The sequence below is a fragment of the Mesorhizobium sp. WSM4871 genome, assembly GCF_055811295.1.
In genome coordinates this window covers 84,928-106,581 of the sequence record NZ_JBVVPU010000002.1, presented here as the reverse complement: position 1 = coordinate 106,581, position 21,654 = coordinate 84,928, and the positions used below count along the sequence as shown (strand labels likewise).

At 63.8% G+C, this 21,654-nt stretch carries 17 protein-coding genes and 1 pseudogene; 6 read left to right on the top strand and 12 right to left on the bottom strand.

Annotated features, from left to right (window positions below):
* Nucleotides 1-49: 49 nt before the first annotated feature.
* The 3 genes and pseudogenes from AC0L2H_RS03920 to cueR form a co-directional block, all read right to left on the bottom strand.
* A pseudogene (locus AC0L2H_RS03920) lies at nt 50-991 on the bottom strand (IS1595 family transposase).
* 417 nt (nt 992-1,408) lie between these two features.
* Nucleotides 1,409-1,837: an OsmC family protein gene (locus tag AC0L2H_RS03915; RefSeq protein WP_473588974.1), complete on the bottom strand. Its 429-nt coding sequence runs from the start codon at nt 1,835-1,837 to the stop codon at nt 1,409-1,411.
* A gap of 50 nt (nt 1,838-1,887) precedes the next feature.
* The gene (cueR, locus tag AC0L2H_RS03910; protein WP_473589458.1) at nt 1,888-2,310 is read right to left on the bottom strand and encodes a Cu(I)-responsive transcriptional regulator; all 423 of its coding nucleotides are present in this window, start codon (nt 2,308-2,310) and stop codon (nt 1,888-1,890) included.
* A 226-nt stretch (nt 2,311-2,536) separates the two neighbouring features.
* On the opposite strand from cueR, the gene AC0L2H_RS03905 reads away from it, so the two are divergent.
* Nucleotides 2,537-3,154 carry a L,D-transpeptidase gene (locus AC0L2H_RS03905; RefSeq protein WP_473588973.1) on the top strand — a complete coding sequence of 206 codons (618 nt, stop codon included), beginning with the start codon at nt 2,537-2,539 and terminating at the stop codon, nt 3,152-3,154.
* 115 nt (nt 3,155-3,269) lie between these two features.
* Here AC0L2H_RS03905 and AC0L2H_RS03900 read toward each other — a convergent pair whose 3' ends face one another.
* From AC0L2H_RS03900 to AC0L2H_RS03875, 6 genes are all read right to left on the bottom strand, one after another.
* The gene (locus AC0L2H_RS03900; RefSeq protein WP_473588972.1) at nt 3,270-3,839 is read right to left on the bottom strand and encodes a NifU family protein; all 570 of its coding nucleotides are present in this window, start codon (nt 3,837-3,839) and stop codon (nt 3,270-3,272) included.
* Nucleotides 3,840-4,115: 276 nt separating this feature from the next.
* Nucleotides 4,116-4,607, bottom strand: a complete 492-nt coding sequence (locus AC0L2H_RS03895; RefSeq protein ID WP_107649287.1) for a universal stress protein — start codon at nt 4,605-4,607, stop codon at nt 4,116-4,118.
* 105 nt (nt 4,608-4,712) lie between these two features.
* Nucleotides 4,713-5,780 carry a tryptophan--tRNA ligase gene (gene trpS / locus AC0L2H_RS03890; protein WP_097576898.1) on the bottom strand — a complete coding sequence of 356 codons (1,068 nt, stop codon included), beginning with the start codon at nt 5,778-5,780 and terminating at the stop codon, nt 4,713-4,715.
* A 395-nt stretch (nt 5,781-6,175) separates the two neighbouring features.
* Entirely contained in the window at nt 6,176-7,774 is a 1,599-nt protein-coding gene (gene murJ, locus AC0L2H_RS03885) for a murein biosynthesis integral membrane protein MurJ (protein ID WP_473588971.1), read from the bottom strand.
* A 46-nt stretch (nt 7,775-7,820) separates the two neighbouring features.
* Nucleotides 7,821-10,622 carry a [protein-PII] uridylyltransferase gene (locus AC0L2H_RS03880; protein ID WP_473588970.1) on the bottom strand — a complete coding sequence of 934 codons (2,802 nt, stop codon included), beginning with the start codon at nt 10,620-10,622 and terminating at the stop codon, nt 7,821-7,823.
* Between the two features lie 33 nt (nt 10,623-10,655).
* On the bottom strand, nt 10,656-11,507 hold the full coding sequence (locus AC0L2H_RS03875; protein WP_473588969.1) for a glycosyltransferase family 25 protein: 852 nt from the start codon (nt 11,505-11,507) through the stop codon (nt 10,656-10,658).
* Nucleotides 11,508-11,709: 202 nt separating this feature from the next.
* On the opposite strand from AC0L2H_RS03875, the gene AC0L2H_RS03870 reads away from it, so the two are divergent.
* The 4 genes from AC0L2H_RS03870 to AC0L2H_RS03855 all read left to right on the top strand — a co-directional run bounded on the left by AC0L2H_RS03870 (nt 11,710) and on the right by AC0L2H_RS03855 (nt 16,430).
* Nucleotides 11,710-14,214: a heavy metal translocating P-type ATPase gene (locus AC0L2H_RS03870; RefSeq protein ID WP_473588968.1), complete on the top strand. Its 2,505-nt coding sequence runs from the start codon at nt 11,710-11,712 to the stop codon at nt 14,212-14,214.
* A 42-nt stretch (nt 14,215-14,256) separates the two neighbouring features.
* Nucleotides 14,257-14,646, top strand: a complete 390-nt coding sequence (gene copM / locus AC0L2H_RS03865) for a CopM family metallochaperone (protein ID WP_473588967.1) — start codon at nt 14,257-14,259, stop codon at nt 14,644-14,646.
* Between the two features lie 82 nt (nt 14,647-14,728).
* Nucleotides 14,729-15,574 carry an aldo/keto reductase gene (locus AC0L2H_RS03860; protein WP_473588966.1) on the top strand — a complete coding sequence of 282 codons (846 nt, stop codon included), beginning with the start codon at nt 14,729-14,731 and terminating at the stop codon, nt 15,572-15,574.
* 97 nt (nt 15,575-15,671) lie between these two features.
* Entirely contained in the window at nt 15,672-16,430 is a 759-nt protein-coding gene (locus AC0L2H_RS03855; RefSeq protein WP_473588965.1) for an MBL fold metallo-hydrolase, read from the top strand.
* A 3-nt stretch (nt 16,431-16,433) separates the two neighbouring features.
* Here the strand turns inward: AC0L2H_RS03855 and AC0L2H_RS03850 are convergent, their stop codons facing one another.
* The 3 genes from AC0L2H_RS03850 to mutS form a co-directional block, all read right to left on the bottom strand.
* Nucleotides 16,434-16,988 carry a TetR/AcrR family transcriptional regulator gene (locus AC0L2H_RS03850; protein ID WP_473588964.1) on the bottom strand — a complete coding sequence of 185 codons (555 nt, stop codon included), beginning with the start codon at nt 16,986-16,988 and terminating at the stop codon, nt 16,434-16,436.
* Nucleotides 16,989-16,996: 8 nt separating this feature from the next.
* Nucleotides 16,997-17,461: a nuclear transport factor 2 family protein gene (locus AC0L2H_RS03845; RefSeq protein WP_473588963.1), complete on the bottom strand. Its 465-nt coding sequence runs from the start codon at nt 17,459-17,461 to the stop codon at nt 16,997-16,999.
* A gap of 76 nt (nt 17,462-17,537) precedes the next feature.
* On the bottom strand, nt 17,538-20,270 hold the full coding sequence (gene mutS, locus AC0L2H_RS03840; RefSeq protein WP_473588962.1) for a DNA mismatch repair protein MutS: 2,733 nt from the start codon (nt 20,268-20,270) through the stop codon (nt 17,538-17,540).
* 136 nt (nt 20,271-20,406) lie between these two features.
* On the opposite strand from mutS, the gene AC0L2H_RS03835 reads away from it, so the two are divergent.
* Nucleotides 20,407-21,600 (top strand): glycosyltransferase, encoded by a 1,194-nt coding sequence (locus AC0L2H_RS03835; protein ID WP_473588961.1) that lies wholly within the window; start codon nt 20,407-20,409, stop codon nt 21,598-21,600.
* Nucleotides 21,601-21,654 lie beyond the last annotated feature (54 nt).

Below are 21,654 nucleotides of genomic sequence, written 5' to 3'. Positions count from 1 at the left end.
GAGTGGAAACTCTAGCTGCACAGACTTTCGGAAATGCGTCCGCTTCTCGTCAAGCAGGTCTTTGATGCCGGAGACGCTTGCCGGCGGCACCTTTCACCGCGATGAAAGCGCGGGTGCCGTCATCGACGCCAAGCGCGATACGGTTCGAATAGCGGAAATCGAATTCGGCAAGGTAGCGGTGCAGGTGGTGTTTGCCGCAACGCTGGTAGACGCCCTTCATGCCGCGTTTGAAATCGAATAGTAGCCTTCGACGGTGTTCGTATGGGCGGTGCCGCGAACATATTCATCCTTGGAAATGCGTGACGAAATCGTGCGAGGCGAAATCCTGGCCGCCGCGGCGATAGATGCCGCTCTCGTCGGTCATCAATGCGCTTTCCCGCGCGAGATTGGCGCGCACGATTGGCATGACGTTGCCCATGCGGGCGGTATCGACATGGAAGGAACGTGCCTTGCCACCGCGCTCGACGAGGGTAACGATAAGTGTTCTTGTGAGCACCGCCACCACGCTTCACTGGAGCGCCTTTCAGCTTGCCGATGTAGGTCTCGTCAACTTCGACTGTCTTGCCGGAACCGCCATGGGAGACAGTTCGCCAGACGCCATTGCAAGGCGAATGCGATGGCACAGGAACCAAGCGGCCTCATAGGTGCATTCGAGTATGCGGTGCATCTGCTGAGCGCTGATACCCTTCTTAGAGGCGCACATAAGGTGGATAGCCTGAAGCCACTTGGTGAGCGGCAGATGGCTTTCTTCGAAGATCGAACCCATGCGCACGGTGAACTGAGAACGGCAAGCGCTACACTTGTGCAGGCCGTGGCGCTCGACGCCGTTCGGGTTCTTCTTGGAGGGCTTGGTGCGGACGCCCTTCAGTTTGTAGTGCTTGTCCACGGAACCGCACTTCGGGCAGACCGGACCATTCGGCCAAAGGATCGCCTCAACGTGCTCGAAAGCCTTGGCTTCGTCGTGGAATTCGGGGCGGGACAAAACGGACATGGCGATAACTCCTTAGAATCATTATCGCCTATTGGTTTGGGTTTGTCAACCATATAATCGCCTAAGGGGCGGAGATTGCCTGGTTGACACTCGCCTCATTCAGGCCGTTCGACGCAGCCTCCGAACAAGGTGAAGAAAGGTGCCTACAGCAAACACTGGATTGCCGCCCAGTAGTGGCCACCCCGTGCGCTTAACAAACTCTTCCTCCAATGGGTCCGATGGGCCGAGAGGCCCGCTTTCGACATACTCACGAGGAACTGCCGCTCGTCTTGCGGCCTTGATCTCTTCAAGGCGTGCGCCAAGCATTCTTAGGCGCAACTCCAAGTCGTTCTCCGTCAAGCTCGGCTCCATATGCCTATCATCGCACCAAGTCAGGATTCGGACAACGCAGATACCCGGCGGAGCGGGATGTCTCGCCTACGGGATTTGTAATGGCCCGTCCCCCGCCATCTCGATCTCCACCGGCACGCCCCGCCGCAGCGAGTTGCCGACCGCGGTGATTGCGTTGGCGCCGTCGATGACCTTCCTCGGGTCGGAGCCGTCCAGTGTCTCGCAGGAAACCGTCATCCTTGCCGACGTCGCCAGCAAGGGCTTGCCTTCGAGGTTCACCGTGACGGTGACGGCAATCTTTCCGAGCTTCACGCTCATGTCCTCGGCGACATAACGAAGGTCGTTGCAGAAGCATCCGCCGATCGCCAGCGCCAGCAACTGGGCGCCATTGAAGCCGAGGCCCATGCCGCCGGCTCTGCCTTCGGGCCGGTCGACGACGATCGTGTGTCCGCCGGCCCAGCCCATCGCGGCTTGCGTGCCTTCCACCGTGCGCAGTTCGACGGTCATGGAAACCATGTGTGGATATCCCCCTCGTTGCGGCTCTTCAACGCATTGGCGTGCGGTGCCTATACTGACGCCGATGCGCCCTTATTGCCATCCCCCGCACCACCCGCGATATCGTCCAGGATCGGGCAGTCTGGCCGCTCGTCACCGTGGCAGGCGTGGATCAGCTTCTGCAGGGTCGCGCGCATCGATTGCAGCTCGCGCACCTTCTCCTCTATTGCCGTGACATGGGCGGCCGCGATCTCGCGCACATCGTGGCTGGCGCGGCTGCGATCCTGGTAGAGCGCCATCAGCTGGCGGCAATCGTCGATGGAAAAGCCCAGGTTGCGCGCGCGGCGCAGGAAAGCCAGCCGGTGGATGTCCTCGCCCGTATAATCGCGGTAGCCGTTGCCGGCGCGCCGAGGGCGAATCAGGCCGATCTCCTCATAGTAGCGGATGGTCTTGGCCGGCAGGCCGGAACGGTGGGCGGCATCCCCGACATTCATGGTGACGTCCTCGACTTCGGCAGCCTTGACGGGCTGCCCCATTGATTTTGCTTCACAATCCTGTGAAGCCTGTTGCCGAAATGCCATAGTAACGCGGTTACCGGCACGTAAGCTCTGGCATATAGGCATCGCGCGCTTGGCAAGCAAAGCAAATGCCAGCATGAATGATGGCGACAAAGCGGCCGTAACGAGCCGCGCTATTTTAGGCGGGGCATCGGACCTTTTTATGCGCTTGAAGTCATTTGCAATCGTCGCCGCCCTCGCGCTTTCGACCGCTATCACCGGTTGCAGCACCATCGGCTCGCGGGTGTTCTCCAACGACTACGGCGCGATGACCGATGCCGGCTATTCATTGCCGCGTATTCCGATCGAAAAGGTGCCGTTCAAGTATCGCCGGCAAGTGGTGGAGTACGACACCAGCGAAAAGCCGGGCACCATCATCGTCGATACGCAGAACAAGTTCCTCTATTTCGTCATGGGCGACGGCGAGGCGATGCGCTACGGCATCGGCGTCGGCCGCGAAGGCTTTGAATGGCGCGGCACCGCCCGTATCGCGCTGAAGCGCGAATGGCCGACCTGGACGCCGCCTTCGGCGATGATCAAGCGCCAGCCGGAACTTGCCAAGTTTGCCGGCGGCATGGAGCCGGGATTGAAGAACCCGCTCGGCGCGCGCGCCCTGTACCTGTTCAACAGGGGCGGCGATTCGGGCTACCGCCTGCATGGCAGCCCGGAATGGAACTCGATCGGCAAGGCGATGTCGTCGGGCTGCATCCGGCTGATGAACCAGGACATTATCGACCTCTACGACCGCACATCGGTCGGCGCCAAGGTCATCGTCTTGTAAGACCAATTCTACGCGGACCGTCTAGGCAACAACTGACGTCCAAAACAGAAAACCGGGCAATTCGGCCCGGTTTTTTGTTTTTGCCCGAAGGGGCGGATTCTGGACGCTGAGTCTGTCAGGAGACCTGTTCGACCTGCTGCACCTCGGGCACAAAATGCCGCAAAAGGTTCTGGATGCCGTGCTTCAGCGTCGCCGTCGATGACGGGCAGCCAGCGCAGGCGCCTTTCATGTGCAGGAATACCGTGCCGTTCTCGAAGCCGCGGAAGGTGATGTCGCCGCCATCCTGGGCGACGGCCGGGCGCACCCTGGTGTCGAGCAGTTCCTTGATGGTGATGACCAGTTCCTCGTCGGCCTTGTCGTAGAATTCGCCGGTCTGGCTGGTTTCGGCGGCCGGGCCAGCCTTGGCCATCACCGGCGCGCCGGACATGAAATGCTCCATGATGGCGCCGAGGATCGCCGGCTTCAAATGCTGCCAGTCGGGCCCGTCCTTGGTCACGGTGACGAAGTCATAGCCGAAGAAGACGCCGGTGACGCCCGGGATCTCGAACAGCCGGCCGGCCAGCGGCGAGGCAGCCGCGGCAGCGGCGGCGTCGCGGAAATCGGCGGTGCCTTCGACAAGCACTTCCTTGCCGGGCAGGAATTTCAGCGTCGCCGGGTTCGGCGTCGATTCGGTCTGGATGAACATGGTCGTCTCCATGCCCGTTTCGGGCAATAGTTTGGAATAATTCTAAATAGGCTTTATCGGCTGGACATTCAAGCGAAACGCATCGCCGGAATGGCTGGCTGGCGGAATGTTTTGCTAGCGCCCTGAAACGCTTGGAGATGTGTTGAGATTCAGGTCAGGCCGAGCCGAAAATGGTGGTTTCCGAGAACCGGAGCGGAGCGTACTTGAAGTACGTGAGCACCGGAAGCGCAGGAAGCCGCCATTTGCAGGCCGGGCTCACCTGAATATCAGCACATCTCAGGCGAGGCTGTCGATCTCCTCGTCCGAAAGGTTCTGCGGGACAACGGTCACCGGGATCGGGAAGGCGGCGCCCTTGCCGGCGACCGCGCCAACCAGCGGTCCGGGTCCCTCTTTCCCGGCGCCCGCCGCCAGCACCAATATGGCGATGTCCTGGTCTTCCTCGATCAATTTGTGGATCTCTTCCGTCGGCTTGCCTTCGCGCACCACCAGTTCCGGCTCGATGCCAAGCTTCTGGCGCACCTTGTTGGCATAGCTGTCGAGGGCCGCTCGCGCCGTCGCGGTAGCTTCCTCGCGCATGATCTTCTCGACGCCCAGCCAGTGCTGGAAATCGTCGGGCTCGATCACATAAAGCAGCACCAGCACGCCGCTCGTGCTCTGCGCGCGCTTCGAGGCGTAGGCGACGGCGCGCTCGCATTCCGGCGTGTCGTCGATGATCGCCAGGAACTTGCGGCGATGACCGGCTTCGCGGCTGAGGCGTTTTGAGACCATGTCTATCTACTCGGTGGTTTTTCGATCGCAATCTGCCACTGCCGCAGACCGGCCGCAAGCGGCCGGCCATTGTGGCTGTGTTGGGTGGCAATGTCAGGAAAGGGATCAGGCCTGCAGCAGGCCGATAATGTCGCGCACCGTTTTCATCGTCGCTTCGGCCAGGACGCCGGCGCGTTCGCCGCCATCCTTCAGGACGGCGTCGACATAGGCGCGGTCGCCCGAAATACGGCGCATCTCGCTGGCGACTGGCGCCAGTCTTTCCACGGCAAGATCGGCCAGCGCCGGCTTGAACACGGAAAACTGCTGGCCGCCGAACTCCTTGAGCACCGCCTCCTTCGAGATTTCGGCGAGACCCGCATAGATGCCGACAAGGTTTTCCGCCTCCGGCCGGCCTGCCAGGCCGTCCAGCTCGCCCGGCAACGCCTCGGGGTCGGTCTTGGCCTTGCGGATCTTCTTCGAGATGGCGTCGGCGTCGTCGGTCAGGTTGATGCGCGACAGGTCCGACGGGTCCGATTTCGACATCTTCTTCGAGCCGTCGCGCAGGCTCATGATGCGCGCCGCCGGCCCGCCGATGACCGGTTCGGTCAGCGGGAAATAGCCGTTCACCGTCTCCTCGCCGACCTGCATCTCGACGCCGACGCCAAGGCCAGCGATGCGGTCCGAGAAATCATTGTTGAATTTCTGCGCGATGTCGCGGGTCAGCTCCAGATGCTGCTTCTGGTCCTCGCCCACCGGCACGTGGGTGGCGCGATAGAGCAGGATGTCGGCGGCCATCAGGCTCGGATAGGCAAGCAGCCCGAGCGAGGCGTTCTCGCGGTCCTTGCCGGCCTTGTCCTTGAACTGCGTCATGCGGTTCATCCAGCCGATGCGCGCCACGCAGTTGAAGATCCAGGCAAGCTCGGCGTGCTGCATGACCCGCGACTGGTTGAAGACGATGTGCTTCTTCGGGTCGATGCCGGAGGCGAGGAAGGCAGCGGTGATCGAGCGCGTCTGGTCGGCAAGGTCGTCATAGACGAGCTGCGCGGTCAGCGAGTGCAGGTCGACGACGCAATAGATGCAGTCGGACGTGTCCTGCAGGGCGACGAATTTCTTGATGGCGCCGAGATAGTTGCCGAGATGCAGGTTGCCGGTCGGCTGGACGCCGGAAAAGACGAGTGGCTTGAAGGCGGTCATGATGTCCTCATGGCTTGTGGAGGGCCGTTTCGCGCGCGGCGAAAGTCTTGCGACGGCGCGCTTATGGACGAGAGCGATGAGAGGATCAAGAGGCTGTCGGATAGACGCGGAGCTTCGGGCTCAGCCCAGTCAAAACGCTGCGGGAGACCCTGCTTGCCAAGCATGAAGAAAACCCGCCTCAACGACGGGTCGTCGGCGCAACTCGGCACTATGAATAAATTCCTAGCATAGTTGCCCTCACCTGTCAAGCGAGATCTGGCAAACCCAGGGGCGATCGCCTGAGCTTTGTGGCGGTCCGCGGCGTTCGATGGCGATTGGCGAAATCCGCGATGACGGCCGATCTCCCTCGCAAGGGGGGAGATCGGCAGCTTCGCCGACGGCGCAAGAGTTCCGGCTTACGGATCCGGAGATTGTTCCTCGATCGGCAAGGACCTCGTCCGCCGCATATTGCGCCTCAGCATGCCGAAATCGGCGCCGCCGGTGGCGAAGGCGGTGACGAAATAGAGCAGCGCCCCGCCGGCGACGAGCCCGAGCACCGTCGTCGCCTTGATCAGCAGCGGCGACCCGGGACCGATCCTGGCCGCGAACCAGTGTTCGGCGAAATAGAGCGCCGCCGCCATCACCGCCGCCGACAGCACCAGCCGCGGAATGCGTTTGAGCAGCGGCACGTCGCGGCCCCAAAGGCCGCGCCGGATCAGCACGCCGAGCAGCATCAGCGCATTGACCCAGCCGGCGACTGCGGAAGCGACCGCGATCCCCGGCGCACCCATCGACGGGAACAGGGTTAGCGCGGTCGTCACGTTCACCGCCACCGAGATGGCGGCGAAGATCATCGGCGTGCGTGTGTCCTCGCGGGCGAAATAACCTGGCGTGAACGCCTTGATCAGCACGAAGGCCGGCAGGCCGAGGCCGAAGATCGCCAGGATCGCCGCCACGGTTGGCGTCGAATTGTTGGCGGCAAAGGCCCCGCGCTCATAGACCAGCCGCACGATCGGCTCGGACATGACCAGCAGTGCGGCGGCGGCCGGCAGGGTCATGAACAGCGTGAACTCGACCGAGCGGTTCTGCAGATTGGCCGCTTCGATGAGATTGCCCGACTTCAGCGCCCGCGACAGTTCCGGCAACAAAACGATCGCGACGGCGACACCGACGACGCCGAGCGGCAACTGGTAGATGCGGTCGGCATAGGCGAGCGAGGACACCGCGCTGTCCTGTGCCGACGCGATCGCCGTGCCGATCAGCTGGTTGATCTGCGTGATGCCGCCGGTGATCGCCGCCGGCAGCGCCAGGATCAACAGCCGCTTGACGCTGGGCGTCATCTTCGGCCGGCGAAAGCCGATCGAGATGCCGGCATGGCGCACCGCCACCCAGACGATGGCGAGCTGCACCAGTCCCGCCGCCAGCACGCCCCAGGCCAGCCCGAAGCCCACCGTGCGGGCGTCCGATCCCTTGTACCAGGCATAGGCGAGCACGCCGATCAGGATGATGTTGAGGAACACCGGCGCTACAGCGGCCGCGAAATAGCGGCGCAGCGAATTCAGCATGCCAGCCATCATCGCGCCCAGCGACATGCAGATCAGGTAGGGAAACATGACGGTCGCAAGCTCGACCGTCGTCTCGAACTTCCCCGGCGTGTCGGCGAAGCCCGGCGCCACCAGGTAGCGCACGATCAGCGGCATCGCCAGTTCCATGGCGATGGTCAGCGCCAGAAGCGCTGTGAACAGCACACCGAACACTTCCTCGGAAAAGCGCTTGGCGCCGTCGGTGCCGTGGGTTTCGATCTCCTTGGCAAAGAGCGGCACGAAGGCGGCGTTGAAGGCGCCTTCGGCGAACAGCCGGCGAAAGGTGTTGGGGAACTGGAAAGCGGCGTTGAAGGCGTCGGCGACCGGCCCGGTGCCGAGTGCGGCGGCCATCAGCATCTCGCGGCCGAAGCCGAGGGCGCGGCTCATCAGCGTGCCGGAAGCGACGGTGGCGAATTTCTTGACGAGGCTCATGCGTTCGGAGACTGCCTGCGGGATTGGGACAAAGTGATGATAACAGTCACTCGGCAGCCGCCTTGGCCTTGCCGCCACGCTCGGGCGCTTTGCCTTCGAGTGCCGCGATCAGCCTGTTATGGATGGCGGCGATGCGCGCCGGGCTGTCGATCTTCTGGCCGGTGAGATCGGTAACGTAGAAAGTGTCGATGACCTTTTCGCCGAAAGTGGTGATATGGGCCGACGCGATGTCGAGCGACAGGTCCGACAGCGCCCCGGTGATCTCCGAAAGCAGGCCCGGCCGGTCCAGCCCTTCGACCTCGATCACGGAAAACCGGTTCGACAGCGTGTTACGGATTTCGGCGCGCGGCGGAATGCGGAACACCTTGGCGCCACGCCGCGGCTTGGTGCGCTTTTCGATCATCTCGGGCAGCCAGCTCTTGCCCGACAGCACGTCCTCGATCAGCCGGCCGACGCGTTCGGCGCGGCGGCGCTCGTCCTCGTCGCGGTCGAATTCCCTCGAGATCAGGATGGTGTCCAGCGCGCGGCCGTCCGAAGTGGTGAAGATCTGCGCATCGACGATGTTGCCGCCGGCCCCGGCACAGGCGCCGGCAATGACCGAAAGCAGCCGGGGATGGTCCTGCGCCAGAACGGTGATTTCCGTCACCGCCTCGAACTGGTGGGTCTTGACCATGGTGGCGAGCTTCTTGCCCGCGGCATCCGCCTCGCGGATGAACTCGGCATGACGAAGCTGGTCGGCGAGATCGACCGTCAGCAGATAGTTCTCATAGTGCAGGCCGACATAGCGCTTGCGGGCCTTGTCGGGCCATTCGGCGAGCGCTTCGGCCAATAGCTCGCGCGCCGCGGCCGTCCGCTTGGCGCGCGACACTTCCGAGAACCCGCCGGTCAGCAACAGCTCGGTCTCGTAGTAGAGCGTGCGCAGCAATTGCCCTTTCCAGCCGTTCCACACCCCCGGACCGACGCCTCTGATGTCGCAGATGGTGAGGACCAGCAGCAGCTTCAGCCGCTCGACCGACTGCACGACCGCCGCGAAATCCTCGATCGTCTTGCGATCATTGAGATCGCGGGTCTGCGCCGTCATCGACATCACGAGATGGTTCTCGACCAGCCAGGCGACCGTTTCGGTGTCGGCTGGCGAGAGCCCCATATGCGGGCAGATGCGCCGCGCGATCCGCGCGCCTGCCTCCGAATGGTCCTCCGGCCGCCCCTTGGCGATGTCGTGCAACAGCACCGCGACATAGAGCGCCTCGCGGCTTTTCCGCAAGCCCGGCATCAGCGTGTGCGAGAGCGGATGGAGCCTTTCGCCGTCGCCGCGCTCGATCTCGGCCAGCACGCCGATGCAGCGGATCAGGTGCTCGTCCACGGTATAGTGGTGGTACATCGAGAACTGCATCATGGCGACGATCTTGCCGAAATCCGGGATCAGCTTGCCCAGCAGGCCCGCCTCGTTCATGCGCCTGAGATTGAGCTCGGCATTACGGTCCGAGGTCAATATGTCGAGGAACAGCCGATTGGCCTCCTCGTCGCGGCGCAGCGCCCTGCCGACAAGGCCGAGCGACCGGGTCAGAAGCTTCAGCGCATCGGGATGGAATTCCAGCCCGTGCTTGTCGGCGAACCAGAACAGCCGCAACAGATTGACCGGATCGCGCTCGAACACCTGGTCGTCGGCAATGTTGATGCGGTGATTGTCGACAATGAAATCGGAGGTGCCGGCAAGCTTGCGCTTGCGGCGCGAGAAGGTGAGGAAGATGCGGTTGAAACCCGGCACATGCTTGGCCTGTTCCTCCTCGAGCGCCGCGCAGAAGATGCGGGTGAGGTCTCCGACATCCTTGGCGACGAGGAAGTAGTGCTTCATGAAGCGTTCGACCGCCGACAGGCCCGGATGGGTGGTATAGCCGAGCCGCTGGGCGATCTCGCGCTGGATGTCGAAATGCAGCCGCTCCTCGGCCTTGCCGGTGAGGAAATGCATGTGGCAGCGCACGGCCCACAGGAAGTCCTCGGCCTTCTGGAATTCGCGGTATTCGGCATCGGTGAAGACGCCTTTGTCGACCAGTTCCTCGCCGGTGCGCACCCGGTAGAAATATTTGCCGATCCAGAACAGCGTCTGCAGGTCGCGCAGTCCGCCCTTGCCGTCCTTGACGTTGGGTTCGACCAGATAGCGGCTTTCACCGGCCTTGGCGTGGCGCTCGTCGCGTTCGGCGAGCTTGGCCTGCACGTATTCGGGGCCGGTCGTGCGCACCACCTCGCGGTCGAAGCGCAGCAGGAGCTCGTCATAAAGCTTCTGCTCGCCCCACAGGAAGCGCGCTTCCAGGATCGAGGTGCGGATGGTGATGTCGGTGCGCGACAATCTCAGGCATTCGTCGATGTTGCGGGTGGCATGGCCGACCTTCAGCCCGAGATCCCACAGCATGTAGAGCATGTATTCGACGATCTGCTCGCCCCATGGCGTCTGCTTGTAGGGTAAGAGGAACAGGAGGTCGATGTCGGAGCCCGGCGCCAGCGTGCCGCGGCCATAGCCGCCGACCGCAACGACGGCCATGCGTTCGGCCGATGACGGGTTTTTCACGCGATAGACATGGTTGGCGGCGAAATCGTAGAGCGCGCGGATGATCTCGTCCATGAGATGCGACAGCCGGGCGGCGCAGGCGCTGCCGCTGCCATCCTCCATCAGCATGCGTTCGGCGATTGTGCGGCCCTCGTTGAGCCGGCTTTTGAGCAGCTGGAGCACGCCACTGCGCACTGCCTGCCCGGCGCCATTGCCTGCCGTGGCCGCGGTCAGAGCTGTCATGTCACGGCGCAAGGCTTCGCCGTCGATCAAATCGTCGAGTTTCAGGGCTATTTTTGCCATAAGTGCTGTTCGGCCTCGCCGTTTCGGCGGCGTCTATAGCGCGTTTTCGCGGCGCTGGGTATGGGGCGGGCGGATACGTTCTCCGCGATAGTCGAATGGGATGATTGTCTCTTGCCGCAGCCGGCAGAGGTCGGAGATCTGCTCGACTATCCGCTTGATCTCGGTGCGGATTTTGTTCAGTCCCGTCTTCCTGCGTCTTTTGATCATCTCGATGACGTCACGTTGCTCGCCGCGTTCCTGCTTGAGCATGCTCGGCAATCCGACGGCCCGCTCACCCAGGAACTGGTCCTGCAGGCATAGCGCCGGAACGAGCTGATAGATGGTCTTGCTGGACGACGTTGCCAGGGCCGAATTGAAGACGACGTGGTCGACCGGTATACCGATATCCTGGGTAGCGTCGACGAGGTCGCGCGCGGCTTGCCTTGAAATTATATAGCCCGCTGTCCCGATATGGAGCCCGTGGAGCCGGGAGACGGAAAAACCGTGGCCGGCCGAAACGCGCTTCCGCGCGATGGTGGTTTTCTTGAAGAATGTCTCCAGCTTGACGATGTCGGCGTCCGCCGGAATCCAGCCGGTATCGGCCAGCAATGCGCCGGCCTCTGCCGAAAAGACGATATCGTCTTCGAAGATGGCGCCGTAGGCATCGTCGCCGGCCGCGACGATCGCCCAGCAGGCCCTATGGCTGAGCAGGCAGCCGATCTCGGCGTCCGTCATGCGAAGCGGCGATTTGCGCCTGACGCGCAGCGGCATAAGGGCGAGGTCGGGTCGATCCTGGGCGTCGATCGCCGCAAACCGCTCGAACCCAACGCCGATCCGGGCAAACTCGGCCGTCATATGGGCGAGTCTGTCGCCGGACCGATCGAGATTGATGACCAGACATTTCATTTGCCAGGCACTTCGTTTGGATGGGATCGACGCGGTTGCCCTAAAGTGGTCGCGTCCATAGCACACCGGCACAAATGCGTGCGGTTTTTTCCGCCATGCGGTTCTGCGAGGAGCGGGCTCGAAAAATTGTGACTGGCCCTTGACCTTCCAGTTACTGGAAGCACTACCTCCGCATCAGTATCGAGACACCGAGGCAATTCGCATGACGCATTCCGACCACGATCATCACGCGCACAGCGGCTGCTGCTCGACGAAAGCAGCTCCATCCGCCGCGGAAGCAGTCGTCCGCGATCCGGTCTGCGGCATGACCGTCGATCCAGCCGCCGGCAAGCCGACGGCCGAGCATGGCGGCCAGCTCTATCATTTCTGCAGCGAGCGCTGCCGCCAGAAATTCGTCGCCGAGCCGGAGAAATATCTGACGGCCACCGATCCCGTCTGCGGCATGAGCGTCGACCGCGCCACCGCGAAGCACTTTTCCCGACACGAGGGCCAGGGCTTCTATTTCTGCTCGGCCGGCTGCCAGGCGAAATTCGAGGCGGAGCCGGCAAAATATCTTGGCGATCGGCCGCAGGCGCCGGCGATGCCGAAAGGCACGCAGTACACCTGCCCGATGCATCCCGAGATCGTTCGCGACAAGCCCGGCTCCTGCCCCATCTGCGGCATGGCGCTGGAGCCGATGGGCGTACCGACCGGCGATGAAGGCCCGAACCCGGAGCTGGTCGACTTCACCAGGCGCTTCTGGGTAAGTGCGGTGCTGTCCGTGCCATTGCTGATCATTGCCATGGCGCCGATGCTCGGACTGACCTTTCAAGCCTTCATCGACGATCGGACGAAGGTCTGGGTGGAACTGGCGCTGGCCAGCCCGGTGGTGCTGTGGGCCGCTTTCCCGTTCTTTCATCGCGGCTGGGATTCGGTTCTCAACCGCAGCCCCAACATGTGGACGCTGATTTCGCTCGGCGTCGGCGCCGCCTATGTCTACAGCGTCGTCGCCACGCTGTTTCCGGATATCTTCCCGCACCAGTTTCGCGGTCATGGCGGCACGGTACCGGTCTATTTCGAGGCTGCCGCTGTCATCGTGGCGCTGGTATTCTTGGGTCAGGTGCTGGAACTGCGCGCCCGGGAAAAAACCGGCTCGGCGATCCGCGCGCTGCTCGACCTGGCGCCCAAGACGGCGCGGCGGATCGGCGAGGACGGTTCCGAAAACGATGTGCCGCTCGATGCGGTCAAGGCCGGCGACCGCCTGCGCATCCGTCCCGGTGATGCCGTGCCGGTCGACGGCATCGTGCTCGAAGGCCGCTCGTCCATCGACGAATCGATGATATCGGGCGAGCCGCTGCCGGTCGAAAAAACCGAAGGCGATGCCTTGACCGGCGGCACGCTCAACAAGAACGGCTCGCTGGTCATGCGCGCCGACAAGGTCGGCGCCGAGACCACATTGGCCCGGATCGTCGAGCTCGTCGCCAAGGCGCAGCGGTCGCGCGCCCCGATTCAAGGATTGGCCGACCGCGTCTCCTTCTATTTCGTGCCGGCCGTCGTGCTGGTAGCGATCATTGCCTTCATCGCCTGGGCGGTCTTCGGCCCGCAGCCCAGCCTGATCTTTGCCATCGTCTCGGCGGTCTCGGTGCTGATCATCGCCTGTCCCTGCGCGCTGGGCCTGGCGACGCCGATGTCGATCATGACCGCCACCGGGCGCGGCGCGCATGCCGGCGTTCTGATCAAGGAGGCGGCGGCGCTCGAACGTTTTGCCTCCGTCGATACGCTGATCGTCGACAAGACCGGAACGCTGACCGAAGGTCGGCCGCGATTGACCGATGTTGTCGCCCTCGACGGCATGCCGGACGATGAATTGCTGGCGCTTGCCGCTTCCTTGGAGAAGGGCTCGGAGCATCCGCTGGCCGAGGCGATCGTCGATGGCGCCGGCGAGCGGGGGTTGAAAATCACTGATGCCAATGACTTCGAGGCGGTCACCGGCAAAGGCGTTTCCGGCACGGTGTCGGGCAAGAAGGTCGCGCTCGGCAATACGGCCATGATGGCCGATCTCGGCATCGACACCGCGCCGCTCGGTGAACAGGCCACGGCGCTGCAGGCGGACGGCAAGACGGTGATGTTCGTTGCCGTAGGGAAAAAGCTGGCCGGCATTGTCGCCGTCGCTGATCCGGTCAAGGCGACGACCGCCGAGGCAATCAAGGCGCTGCACGACAGGGGCTTGAGGATCATCATGGCGACCGGCGACAATGAGCGTACGGCCAGGGCTATCGCCGGCAAGCTCGGCATCGACGAGGTTCGCGCCGGCCTGCTGCCGGAACAGAAGGCGACACTTGTCGAGGAATTGCGCTCGAAAGGCGCCGGCGTCGCCATGGCCGGCGATGGTGTCAACGATGCACCGGCGCTGGCCGCCGCCGATGTCGGCATCGCCATGGGCACCGGCGCTGACGTCGCGGTCGAAAGCGCCGGGATCACGCTGGTCAAGGGCGATCTCAACGGCATCGTCCGGGCCCGAACGCTCGCTCAGGCAACGATCCGCAACATCCGCCAGAACCTGTTTTTCGCCTTCCTCTACAATGTGCTTGGCGTGCCGGTCGCTGCCGGCGTGCTCTATCCGCTCACCGGCACGCTGCTTTCGCCGATGATTGCGGCAGCGGCGATGAGCCTGTCTTCGGTTTCAGTGATCGCCAACGCACTGCGGCTCAGGACGTTGAAACTCTGAGTGAAGCCCCCAAATACGAATCCATTCGACAGGAGATTATGGATGAGCTTGGCTAAAAAAATCGTGCTGTTGCTGATGGCGGCGGGGATGCTGGTTGCAGTGTTTCTCGAAAGCGTTCCGGCGCAGTCCGAAGAGATGAAACATGACATGGGCGCGATGGCGATGGGCGCCGATAGCCCCTCGACCGAAGGTTACAAGGCGGCGATGGACAAGATGCATACCGACATGATGATCGAATATTCCGGCAATGCCGATGTCGACTTCGTCCGCGGCATGATCCCGCATCATCAGGGCGCGATCGACATGGCCAAGGTCGAATTGGCCAACGGCAAGGATCCGGAAATCCGCAAGCTGGCCGAGGCCGTCATCAAGGCACAGGAAGCCGAGATCAAGCAGATGCAGGATTGGCTCGCCGCCCATCCGGTGAAGTAGCCACCACGTTGAGTTCCGGGAAGGTCCTTTCCGGATTTCTCCCGCTGGTTATGATAGCCTCCGGTCCGGACTGGAGCACATGATGCCGTCGACGATAAGAACCACCACGTTGCCCTCTGGCGAAGCCGTTCCAGTGCTTGGCCAGGGCACCTGGAAGATGGGCGAGGACGCCCGTCGTCGTGTCGATGAGGTCAACGCCCTCAAGCTCGGGCTGGACCTTGGCGTCACGCTGATCGATACGGCGGAAATGTATGCCAGTGGCGGCGCCGAGGAGGTGGTGGCGCTGGCCATCGCCGGGCGTCGCGACGAGACCTTCCTGGTCTCCAAGGTGCTGCCGTCCAACGCCTCGCGCGCCGGCGTGGCGCGCGCCTGCGAGAACAGCCTGAAGCGCCTCGCCACCGACCGCATCGATCTCTATCTGCTGCATTGGCCAGGCAGCGTGCCGTTGGCGGAAACAGTCGAGGCATTCGAGGCCCTAGAGAAAGCCGGCAAGATCCGCCACTGGGGCGTCAGCAATTTCGATACCCACGAGGTGGAGGAACTGGTCGGCCTGCCGGGCGGCGGCAATGTCCAGACCAACCAGATCCTCTACAATCTGTCCCAGCGCGGCCCCGAATTCGATCTTTCGCCCTGGAGCCGGCAGCGCGGCATTCCGCTGATGGCCTATTCGCCGGTCGATCAGGGTACGCTGGCGCGCAACGCCAGGCTCGAAGCCATCGCTGCCCGCCACGATGCCACGCCGGCGCAAATCGCGCTTGCCTGGGTGATGCGCCAGGACGGTGTCATCGCCATTCCCAAGGCCAGCCGGCAGGAGCATGTCCGCCAGAACGTCGCCGCGCTCGATATCAGGCTCACCCCGGAAGACTTCGCCGACCTCGACCGCGCCTTCCCGCCGCCGACCCGCAAGCGTGGTTTGGAGATGATCTAGAATCCGAAAATTGGGAACCGGTTTTCGGAAGATGAGAGAGTGAGCATTGGAACGAATTTCAGCCGGGCATCATCACACAGCGTACAAAATCGGGGATATGACGGTCACGTCGCTGCGCGACGGTTATGTCGACATGCCAACCAGGCGGCTGCGCCAGCCTGGAAACATTGTATTCGGTGATGACCTGCCATCGCAGGTGGCGCTTGTCGACGGCGCGCTCAGGCTATCGGTCAACGCCTTTGCCATCGACGACGGCGACGAAATCACGCTGATCGACACAGGGGCTTCGAACGCCTGGCACCCGACAATGGGGCATCTCCCCGAGGCGCTGCGCGAGGCGAAGATCGCCGTCGGCCGGATACGCACTGTTGCCTTCACCCACACCCATCTCGACCATATCCACGGGCTCATCCTTGCCGACGGTCGGGACGGCTTCCCGCAGCTCTCTCGCCTGCTTGTCCCGCGAGCCGAGTTCGACATGTTCCGGGCGGAGGCGAGGCTGGAACGTTTCCACAGCCGGGCGCAGCCCTTCGACGCTGGACAGCACCTCAGCGCGCCCATCGATACGATCGCCACCCCTGGCCATGAAGTCGGCCACACCTGCTTCCGCGTCATGAGTGGGGGCGAAACATTGTTAATCTGGGGCGACATCGTGCATGTGCCGTCGCTTCAATTCGATCGACCGGAGATCACGTGGGAGTTCGATGCCGACCAGGAACAGGCGCGGGCAAGTCGGCTGCAAATCCTGGCGATAGCAACCGGCAACGGCTGCTACGTCGCGGGAGCGCATCTCGATTCGCCCGGCGTCGGCCGGGTTTTTCGAACCGAAACCGCGTTTCGATTCGAACCCCTGTAAGCGCTAGCCCAATGCCGCCCGTGCTCGCTGCAGGGCGCGGGAAAAGACCGCCGTATCGTCGAAAGCGCGTCCCAGCGTGAGTGCGCCCTGGATGGCGCAGACCGTCTCTTCGGCCAGTTCGTCCGCCCTGGCCGGGCTATGTCCGGTGCGGGTCAGCGCTTCGGCTAGATGCGCCACCCAGCGGCCGAAATAGCTTTTGATCGCCTTGGCAAAAAGGTCGCGGGACTCGTCAAGCGCGAAGGCGCCGATCAGACACACCCGCCGACCGGAGCGGAAATAGCGGTCGGTGGCCTCCAGCATGCGTTCGATGCCAGCATGCGGGTCAGCCCTGTCCTGCAGCGGCACGAAGACATTTTCCTCGAACCATCCATCTATATGGGCGATGACGGCCGCCGCCATCTCTTCCTTGCCGCCGGGAAAGAAGTGATAGAGGCTGCCTTTGCCTAAGCCGGTCGCCGCGCCGATCAGCGCCAGGCTTGCCCCTTCATAACCGTGCTCGCGGAAAACTTCGCCAATGATGGAGAGCAAGTCGGCGCGATCGGGCGCGATCCTGCGCATGCGCGTCCTTACAGGCCGAGTTCGGTGAGGCCGGGATGGTCATCGGGCCGGCGGCCGAGCGGCCAGTAATATTTGCGATCGCTCTCGCTGATCGGCAGATCATTGATGCTGGCGACGCGCCTACGCATCAGCCCGGCTTCATCGAACTCCCAGTTCTCGTTGCCGTAGGAGCGGAACCAGTGGCCACTGTCGTCGTGCCATTCATAGGCAAAGCGCACGGCGATGCGGTTTTCGTTCCAGGTCCACACCTCCTTGATGAGGCGGTAGTCGAGTTCGCGTGCCCATTTGCGCGCTAGGAAACCGACGATCTCGTCACGGCCGGCTATGAACTCGGCACGATTGCGCCACGCGCTGTCCTCGGTATAGGCGAGCGAAACCCGTTCCGGATCGCGGCTGTTCCAGGCATCCTCGGCAAGCCGCGCCTTTTGTGTCGCGGTCTCAAGCGTGAACGGCGGCAGCGGTGGACGGCTCATGGCATTATCCCATCGATTGAAGCGATGGGGGGCATTGTACCAATCGGTACAGTAGCGTCAAGGGCACTGAATGGTGCTATGGTTTCCCCGCCATCCCCTTCAGCCGATACAGCGCTTCCAATGCCTCGCGCGGCGTCATCTCGTCGGGATTGATCGCGCCCAACGCCTCACCCAGCGCATCGTTCCTGGCCGGCTTCGGCGCCTCCCGCTTCATCGCCACCGAAAACAGCGGCAGGTCGTCGACCAGCCGGTTGGCCTTGCCCGAGACTTCACCGGCTTCGAGCTGGTGCAGCACCTCCTTGGCCCGGCCGACCACGGCTTCCGGCAGGCCGGCCAGCCGCGCCACCTGCACGCCATAGGAGCGGTCGGCCGCACCCTTGCCGACCTCGTGCAGGAAGACGACGTCGCCCTCCCATTCCTTGACCCGCATGGTGACGTTGTGCAGCCGCGGCAGTTTCCCGGCTAGCGCCGTCATTTCGTGGAAATGGGTGGCGAAGATCGCCCGGCAGCGGTTCTTCTCGTGCAGATATTCGACCGCCGCCCAGGCGATCGACAGGCCGTCGAAGGTGGCGGTGCCGCGGCCGATCTCGTCGAGGATGACCAGCGCGCGCTCGCCGGCCTGGTTGAGGATGGCCGCCGTCTCGACCATCTCGACCATGAAGGTCGAGCGGCCGCGCGCCAGGTCGTCGGAAGCGCCGACACGCGAGAACAGCCGGTCGACGACGCCGATATGGGCTGATGTCGCAGGCACGAAGGAGCCGGTCTGGGCAAGGATGGCGATCAGCGCGTTCTGCCTGAGAAAGGTCGACTTGCCGCCCATATTCGGACCGGTCAGCAGCCAGATCGCGCCATTCTTTGCCCCTCCTTCCGGCGACAGGTCGCAATCATTGGCGACGAACGGGCCTTCACCCGAACGGCGCAGCGCCTGCTCGACCACGGGATGGCGCCCGCCCGAAATCTCGAAGGCAAGGCTTGCATCGACCACCGGCCGGCACCAGGCTTCGCTTTCCGAGAGCAGGGCGAGCGCTGCCGAGACGTCGAGCACGGCAAGCGCTTCGGCGCCGGCGCGGATTTTATCCGCCTCGCCGACGGCTTCAGCCGTCAGCCGGTCGAAGGCGGCAAGCTCGATGCTCAGCGCCCGGTCGGCGGCATTGGCGATCTTCGATTCCAGTTCGGCCAGTTCCGTCGTGGTGAAGCGCATGGCATTGGCCATGGTCTGGCGATGGATGAAGCGCGCCTTCGCCCCGTCGCTGCCGGTCATGATCGAATGGTGGTTGGCCGTCACCTCGATGTAGTAGCCCAGCACGTTGTTGTGCCGGATTTTCAGCGAGCGGATGCCGGTCTCCTCGATCAGCGAGCGCTCCAGCCCGGCAATCACCTTGCGCGACTCGTCGCGCAGCGCCCGCATCTCGTCGAGCTCGCCGTGATAGCCGGAGCGGATGAAGCCGCCGTCGCGCTTCAGCAGCGGCAATTCCTCGCCCAGCGCCTGCGTCAGATGGCTGGCCAGCGGTTTAGGCAGCGCTTCGATCGCCGCGAGTGCCGCCGCCAATTCTTCCGGTGGGGCGGCAGCGGCAAACAGTTCGGCAATCGCGCCCGCCGCCTCGAAGCCGGCGCGCAGCGCGCCAAGATCGCGTGGGCCGCCACGGTTGAGCGCCAGCCTGGACAGCGCGCGCGGCATGTCGGCGACGCTCTTCAGGCTCGCCCGCACCGCCTGGCAGAGCCGCGTCTCGGAGCGGAAGAACGACACCGAGTCCAGCCTGGCGCCGATCGCCGCCGGATCGGTCAGCGGCGCCATCAGCCGGTCGGCGAGCAGCCGCGCCCCGCCACCGGTCACCGTGCGGTCGATCGCCTTGAACAGCGAGCCTTCGCGGCTGCCGGACAAGGTGCGCAGCAGCTCCAGATTGGCGCGCGTCGCCGGGTCGATGAACAGCGTCGAGCCCTGCTCCTCGCGTTCGGGCCGCGACAATGGTGGCCGCTCGGCCTTCTGCGTCTTCTCGACATAGGCGATCGCGCCCGAGATCGCCGACAGCTCGGCGCGCGAAAACGTACCGAAACTGTCCGGCGTCGCCACCTCGAAGAAGCGGGCGATGCGCCCTGCCGCCGAGGCCGAATCGAACAGCGAGGGCGGCTGCGGATTGGCGACGCGGCCAAGCACGTCGAACACCGGTTTCAGCTCCGGGTCATAAAACACCGGCTCGGCGACGATCAACTCACGCGGGTCGACACGGAAGACATCGGCGAGCAGCCGGTCGGCGGTGGTCTCGGCGACGTGAAAGCTGCCGGTCGAGATCTCGATCCAGGCAAGCGCGAAGGAGTGCTCCGCTCCGCCCTTCACCCGTCCCAGCGCCATCAGGAAGCTCGATTCCGAGGGCGCCAGCAATTTGTCCTCGGTGATGGTGCCGGGCGTCACCAGCCGCACCACGTCACGGCGCACCACCGATTTGCCGCCGCGTTTCTTCGCTTCCGCCGGATCCTCGATCTGCTCGCAGACGGCGACGCGGAACCCTTGGCCGATCAGCTTCTGCAGATAGTCGTCGGCCGCATGCACCGGCACGCCGCACATCGGAATGTCGTGGCCCTGGTGCTTGCCGCGCTTGGTCAGCACGATGCCCAGCGCCCGGCTTGCCTTTTCGGCGTCGTCGAAGAACAGCTCGTAGAAATCGCCCATGCGGTAGAACAGCAGCGAATCCGGGTTCGCCGCCTTGATCTCGATATACTGCTCCATCATCGGCGTGACGGCGCCGCCCGTCACGGGCGCGGGCGTCGTCGCCTCGGGGGCGTCGGGCTCGGTTGGCATGTGCATGTTCATGCCGGCACGCTAGCAGATGTGACTGCCGGGTTTAATGCCGGCAACTCGAAAAGCAGGGGAAAGGGGCGTCGGGCTCGCCACGTTGCCTGAAATCCAAATCGCGAATACTGAGGGATCGGAGCTTGGGCGGGGCACAGTGGACAAGGACAGGCACGAGACATTCGAGGAGATGATCGGTCCCGTCGGGTCGCCGCTGCAGCGCGTGCTGCTCAGGGCGGCGCGCCGCGCCAACCGAACCGCGGACAAGCTCAGGCTCTCGGCGCGAAAGCGGTTTCCCTTCATTCTTCCGTCCCGTGGTCCGCTGTCCGACCTCGACAGCGGCATCCAGGTTTCCGTGCACGTGGTCAGCCGCGATCCGCTGGTCTTGTATACGCCGGTCGGCGGGCCGCGCCCGTTTTACTCCGTTGCCGCCATCGGCCGGCGCCTGGCGGCGCGGCGCGCGGCATTCCTGCTGATGCCGAGCTGGACTTTGGAGCGGCCGGCCGTCGTCGAGCAGATCGGCCGGGATCTCGCCTGGTATGCCAGGCTTTGCCCCGATCACGAGGTCATCTTCCTCTGCAACACCGAGGAGGAGCGCCGCCTGATCGCCGCGGTTGGCGGCACCGCGATCTTTTCCAATCACAATCTGATGATATCGGACGACGTGTTCCGGCCGCTGCCGGACGTACCGGTCGAGTTCGACGCCGTCTACACCGGCCGCATATCCCACACCAAGCGGCATTACCTGGCCTTCGATGTCGAAAGGCTGGTTCACATCGCCACGTCGATCGGCGAACTGCCGCCCTCCGGCGCCCGCGCCTTCATCCGCCGCCTGCAAGCGCAGTCGCCGCTCCATCGCATCGCCAATCCGATCGTCGATGGCATGACCGCAAGCCTGTCGCAGGCGGAAGTCAATCGCGTCTACAACCAGGCCGCGGTCGGGCTCTGCCTGTCGGCGGCGGAAGGCGCGATGTATTCCAGCATGGAATATCTGATGGCCGGGCTGCCGATCGTCTCGACGCCGAGCCTCGGCGGTCGCGACGTCTATTTCGATCCGGACTATTGCCTGATCGCCGAACCGGAGCCCGCGGCGATCAGGAAGGCTGTCGAGACGCTGCGCGACCATCGGATACCGCGCGAGGAGATCCGTGCCCGTACTCTTGAAAAGGTGCGCGCGCAGCGGCTGGAGCTGATGGCCTATCTGTCGGCGCTGCTGCGGCGCATGGGCAGCGACGCGCCACCGCTTTCGCAATGGCCATTTCCCCCGACCTCCGCGCTGATGCGGTGGGCCCCGGTGCGTGACCACGCGCGCGAGCTTGCCACGCTGGCCTCCTCGTCTGATCGGGCCTGACCAGAGACGCGCTCAACCACGATTCCCCATCGCTTGGCGGTTTACAGCGGCGGC

What these genes read in the sequence shown, in the direction of transcription:
- AC0L2H_RS03915 (WP_473588974.1), bottom strand. Translation starts at nt 1,837, where the DNA reads ATGGTTTCCATGACCGTCGAACTGCGCACGGTGGAAGGCACGCAAGCC.
- cueR (WP_473589458.1), bottom strand. Translation starts at nt 2,310, where the DNA reads ATGAATGTCGGGGATGCCGCCCACCGTTCCGGCCTGCCGGCCAAGACC.
- AC0L2H_RS03905 (WP_473588973.1), top strand. Translation starts at nt 2,537, where the DNA reads ATGCGCTTGAAGTCATTTGCAATCGTCGCCGCCCTCGCGCTTTCGACC.
- AC0L2H_RS03900 (WP_473588972.1), bottom strand. Translation starts at nt 3,839, where the DNA reads ATGTTCATCCAGACCGAATCGACGCCGAACCCGGCGACGCTGAAATTC.
- AC0L2H_RS03895 (WP_107649287.1), bottom strand. Translation starts at nt 4,607, where the DNA reads ATGGTCTCAAAACGCCTCAGCCGCGAAGCCGGTCATCGCCGCAAGTTC.
- trpS (WP_097576898.1), bottom strand. Translation starts at nt 5,780, where the DNA reads ATGACCGCCTTCAAGCCACTCGTCTTTTCCGGCGTCCAGCCGACCGGC.
- murJ (WP_473588971.1), bottom strand. Translation starts at nt 7,774, where the DNA reads ATGAGCCTCGTCAAGAAATTCGCCACCGTCGCTTCCGGCACGCTGATG.
- AC0L2H_RS03880 (WP_473588970.1), bottom strand. Translation starts at nt 10,622, where the DNA reads ATGGCAAAAATAGCCCTGAAACTCGACGATTTGATCGACGGCGAAGCC.
- AC0L2H_RS03875 (WP_473588969.1), bottom strand. Translation starts at nt 11,507, where the DNA reads ATGAAATGTCTGGTCATCAATCTCGATCGGTCCGGCGACAGACTCGCC.
- AC0L2H_RS03870 (WP_473588968.1), top strand. Translation starts at nt 11,710, where the DNA reads ATGACGCATTCCGACCACGATCATCACGCGCACAGCGGCTGCTGCTCG.
- copM (WP_473588967.1), top strand. Translation starts at nt 14,257, where the DNA reads ATGAGCTTGGCTAAAAAAATCGTGCTGTTGCTGATGGCGGCGGGGATG.
- AC0L2H_RS03860 (WP_473588966.1), top strand. Translation starts at nt 14,729, where the DNA reads ATGCCGTCGACGATAAGAACCACCACGTTGCCCTCTGGCGAAGCCGTT.
- AC0L2H_RS03855 (WP_473588965.1), top strand. Translation starts at nt 15,672, where the DNA reads ATGACGGTCACGTCGCTGCGCGACGGTTATGTCGACATGCCAACCAGG.
- AC0L2H_RS03850 (WP_473588964.1), bottom strand. Translation starts at nt 16,988, where the DNA reads ATGCGCAGGATCGCGCCCGATCGCGCCGACTTGCTCTCCATCATTGGC.
- AC0L2H_RS03845 (WP_473588963.1), bottom strand. Translation starts at nt 17,461, where the DNA reads ATGAGCCGTCCACCGCTGCCGCCGTTCACGCTTGAGACCGCGACACAA.
- mutS (WP_473588962.1), bottom strand. Translation starts at nt 20,270, where the DNA reads ATGAACATGCACATGCCAACCGAGCCCGACGCCCCCGAGGCGACGACG.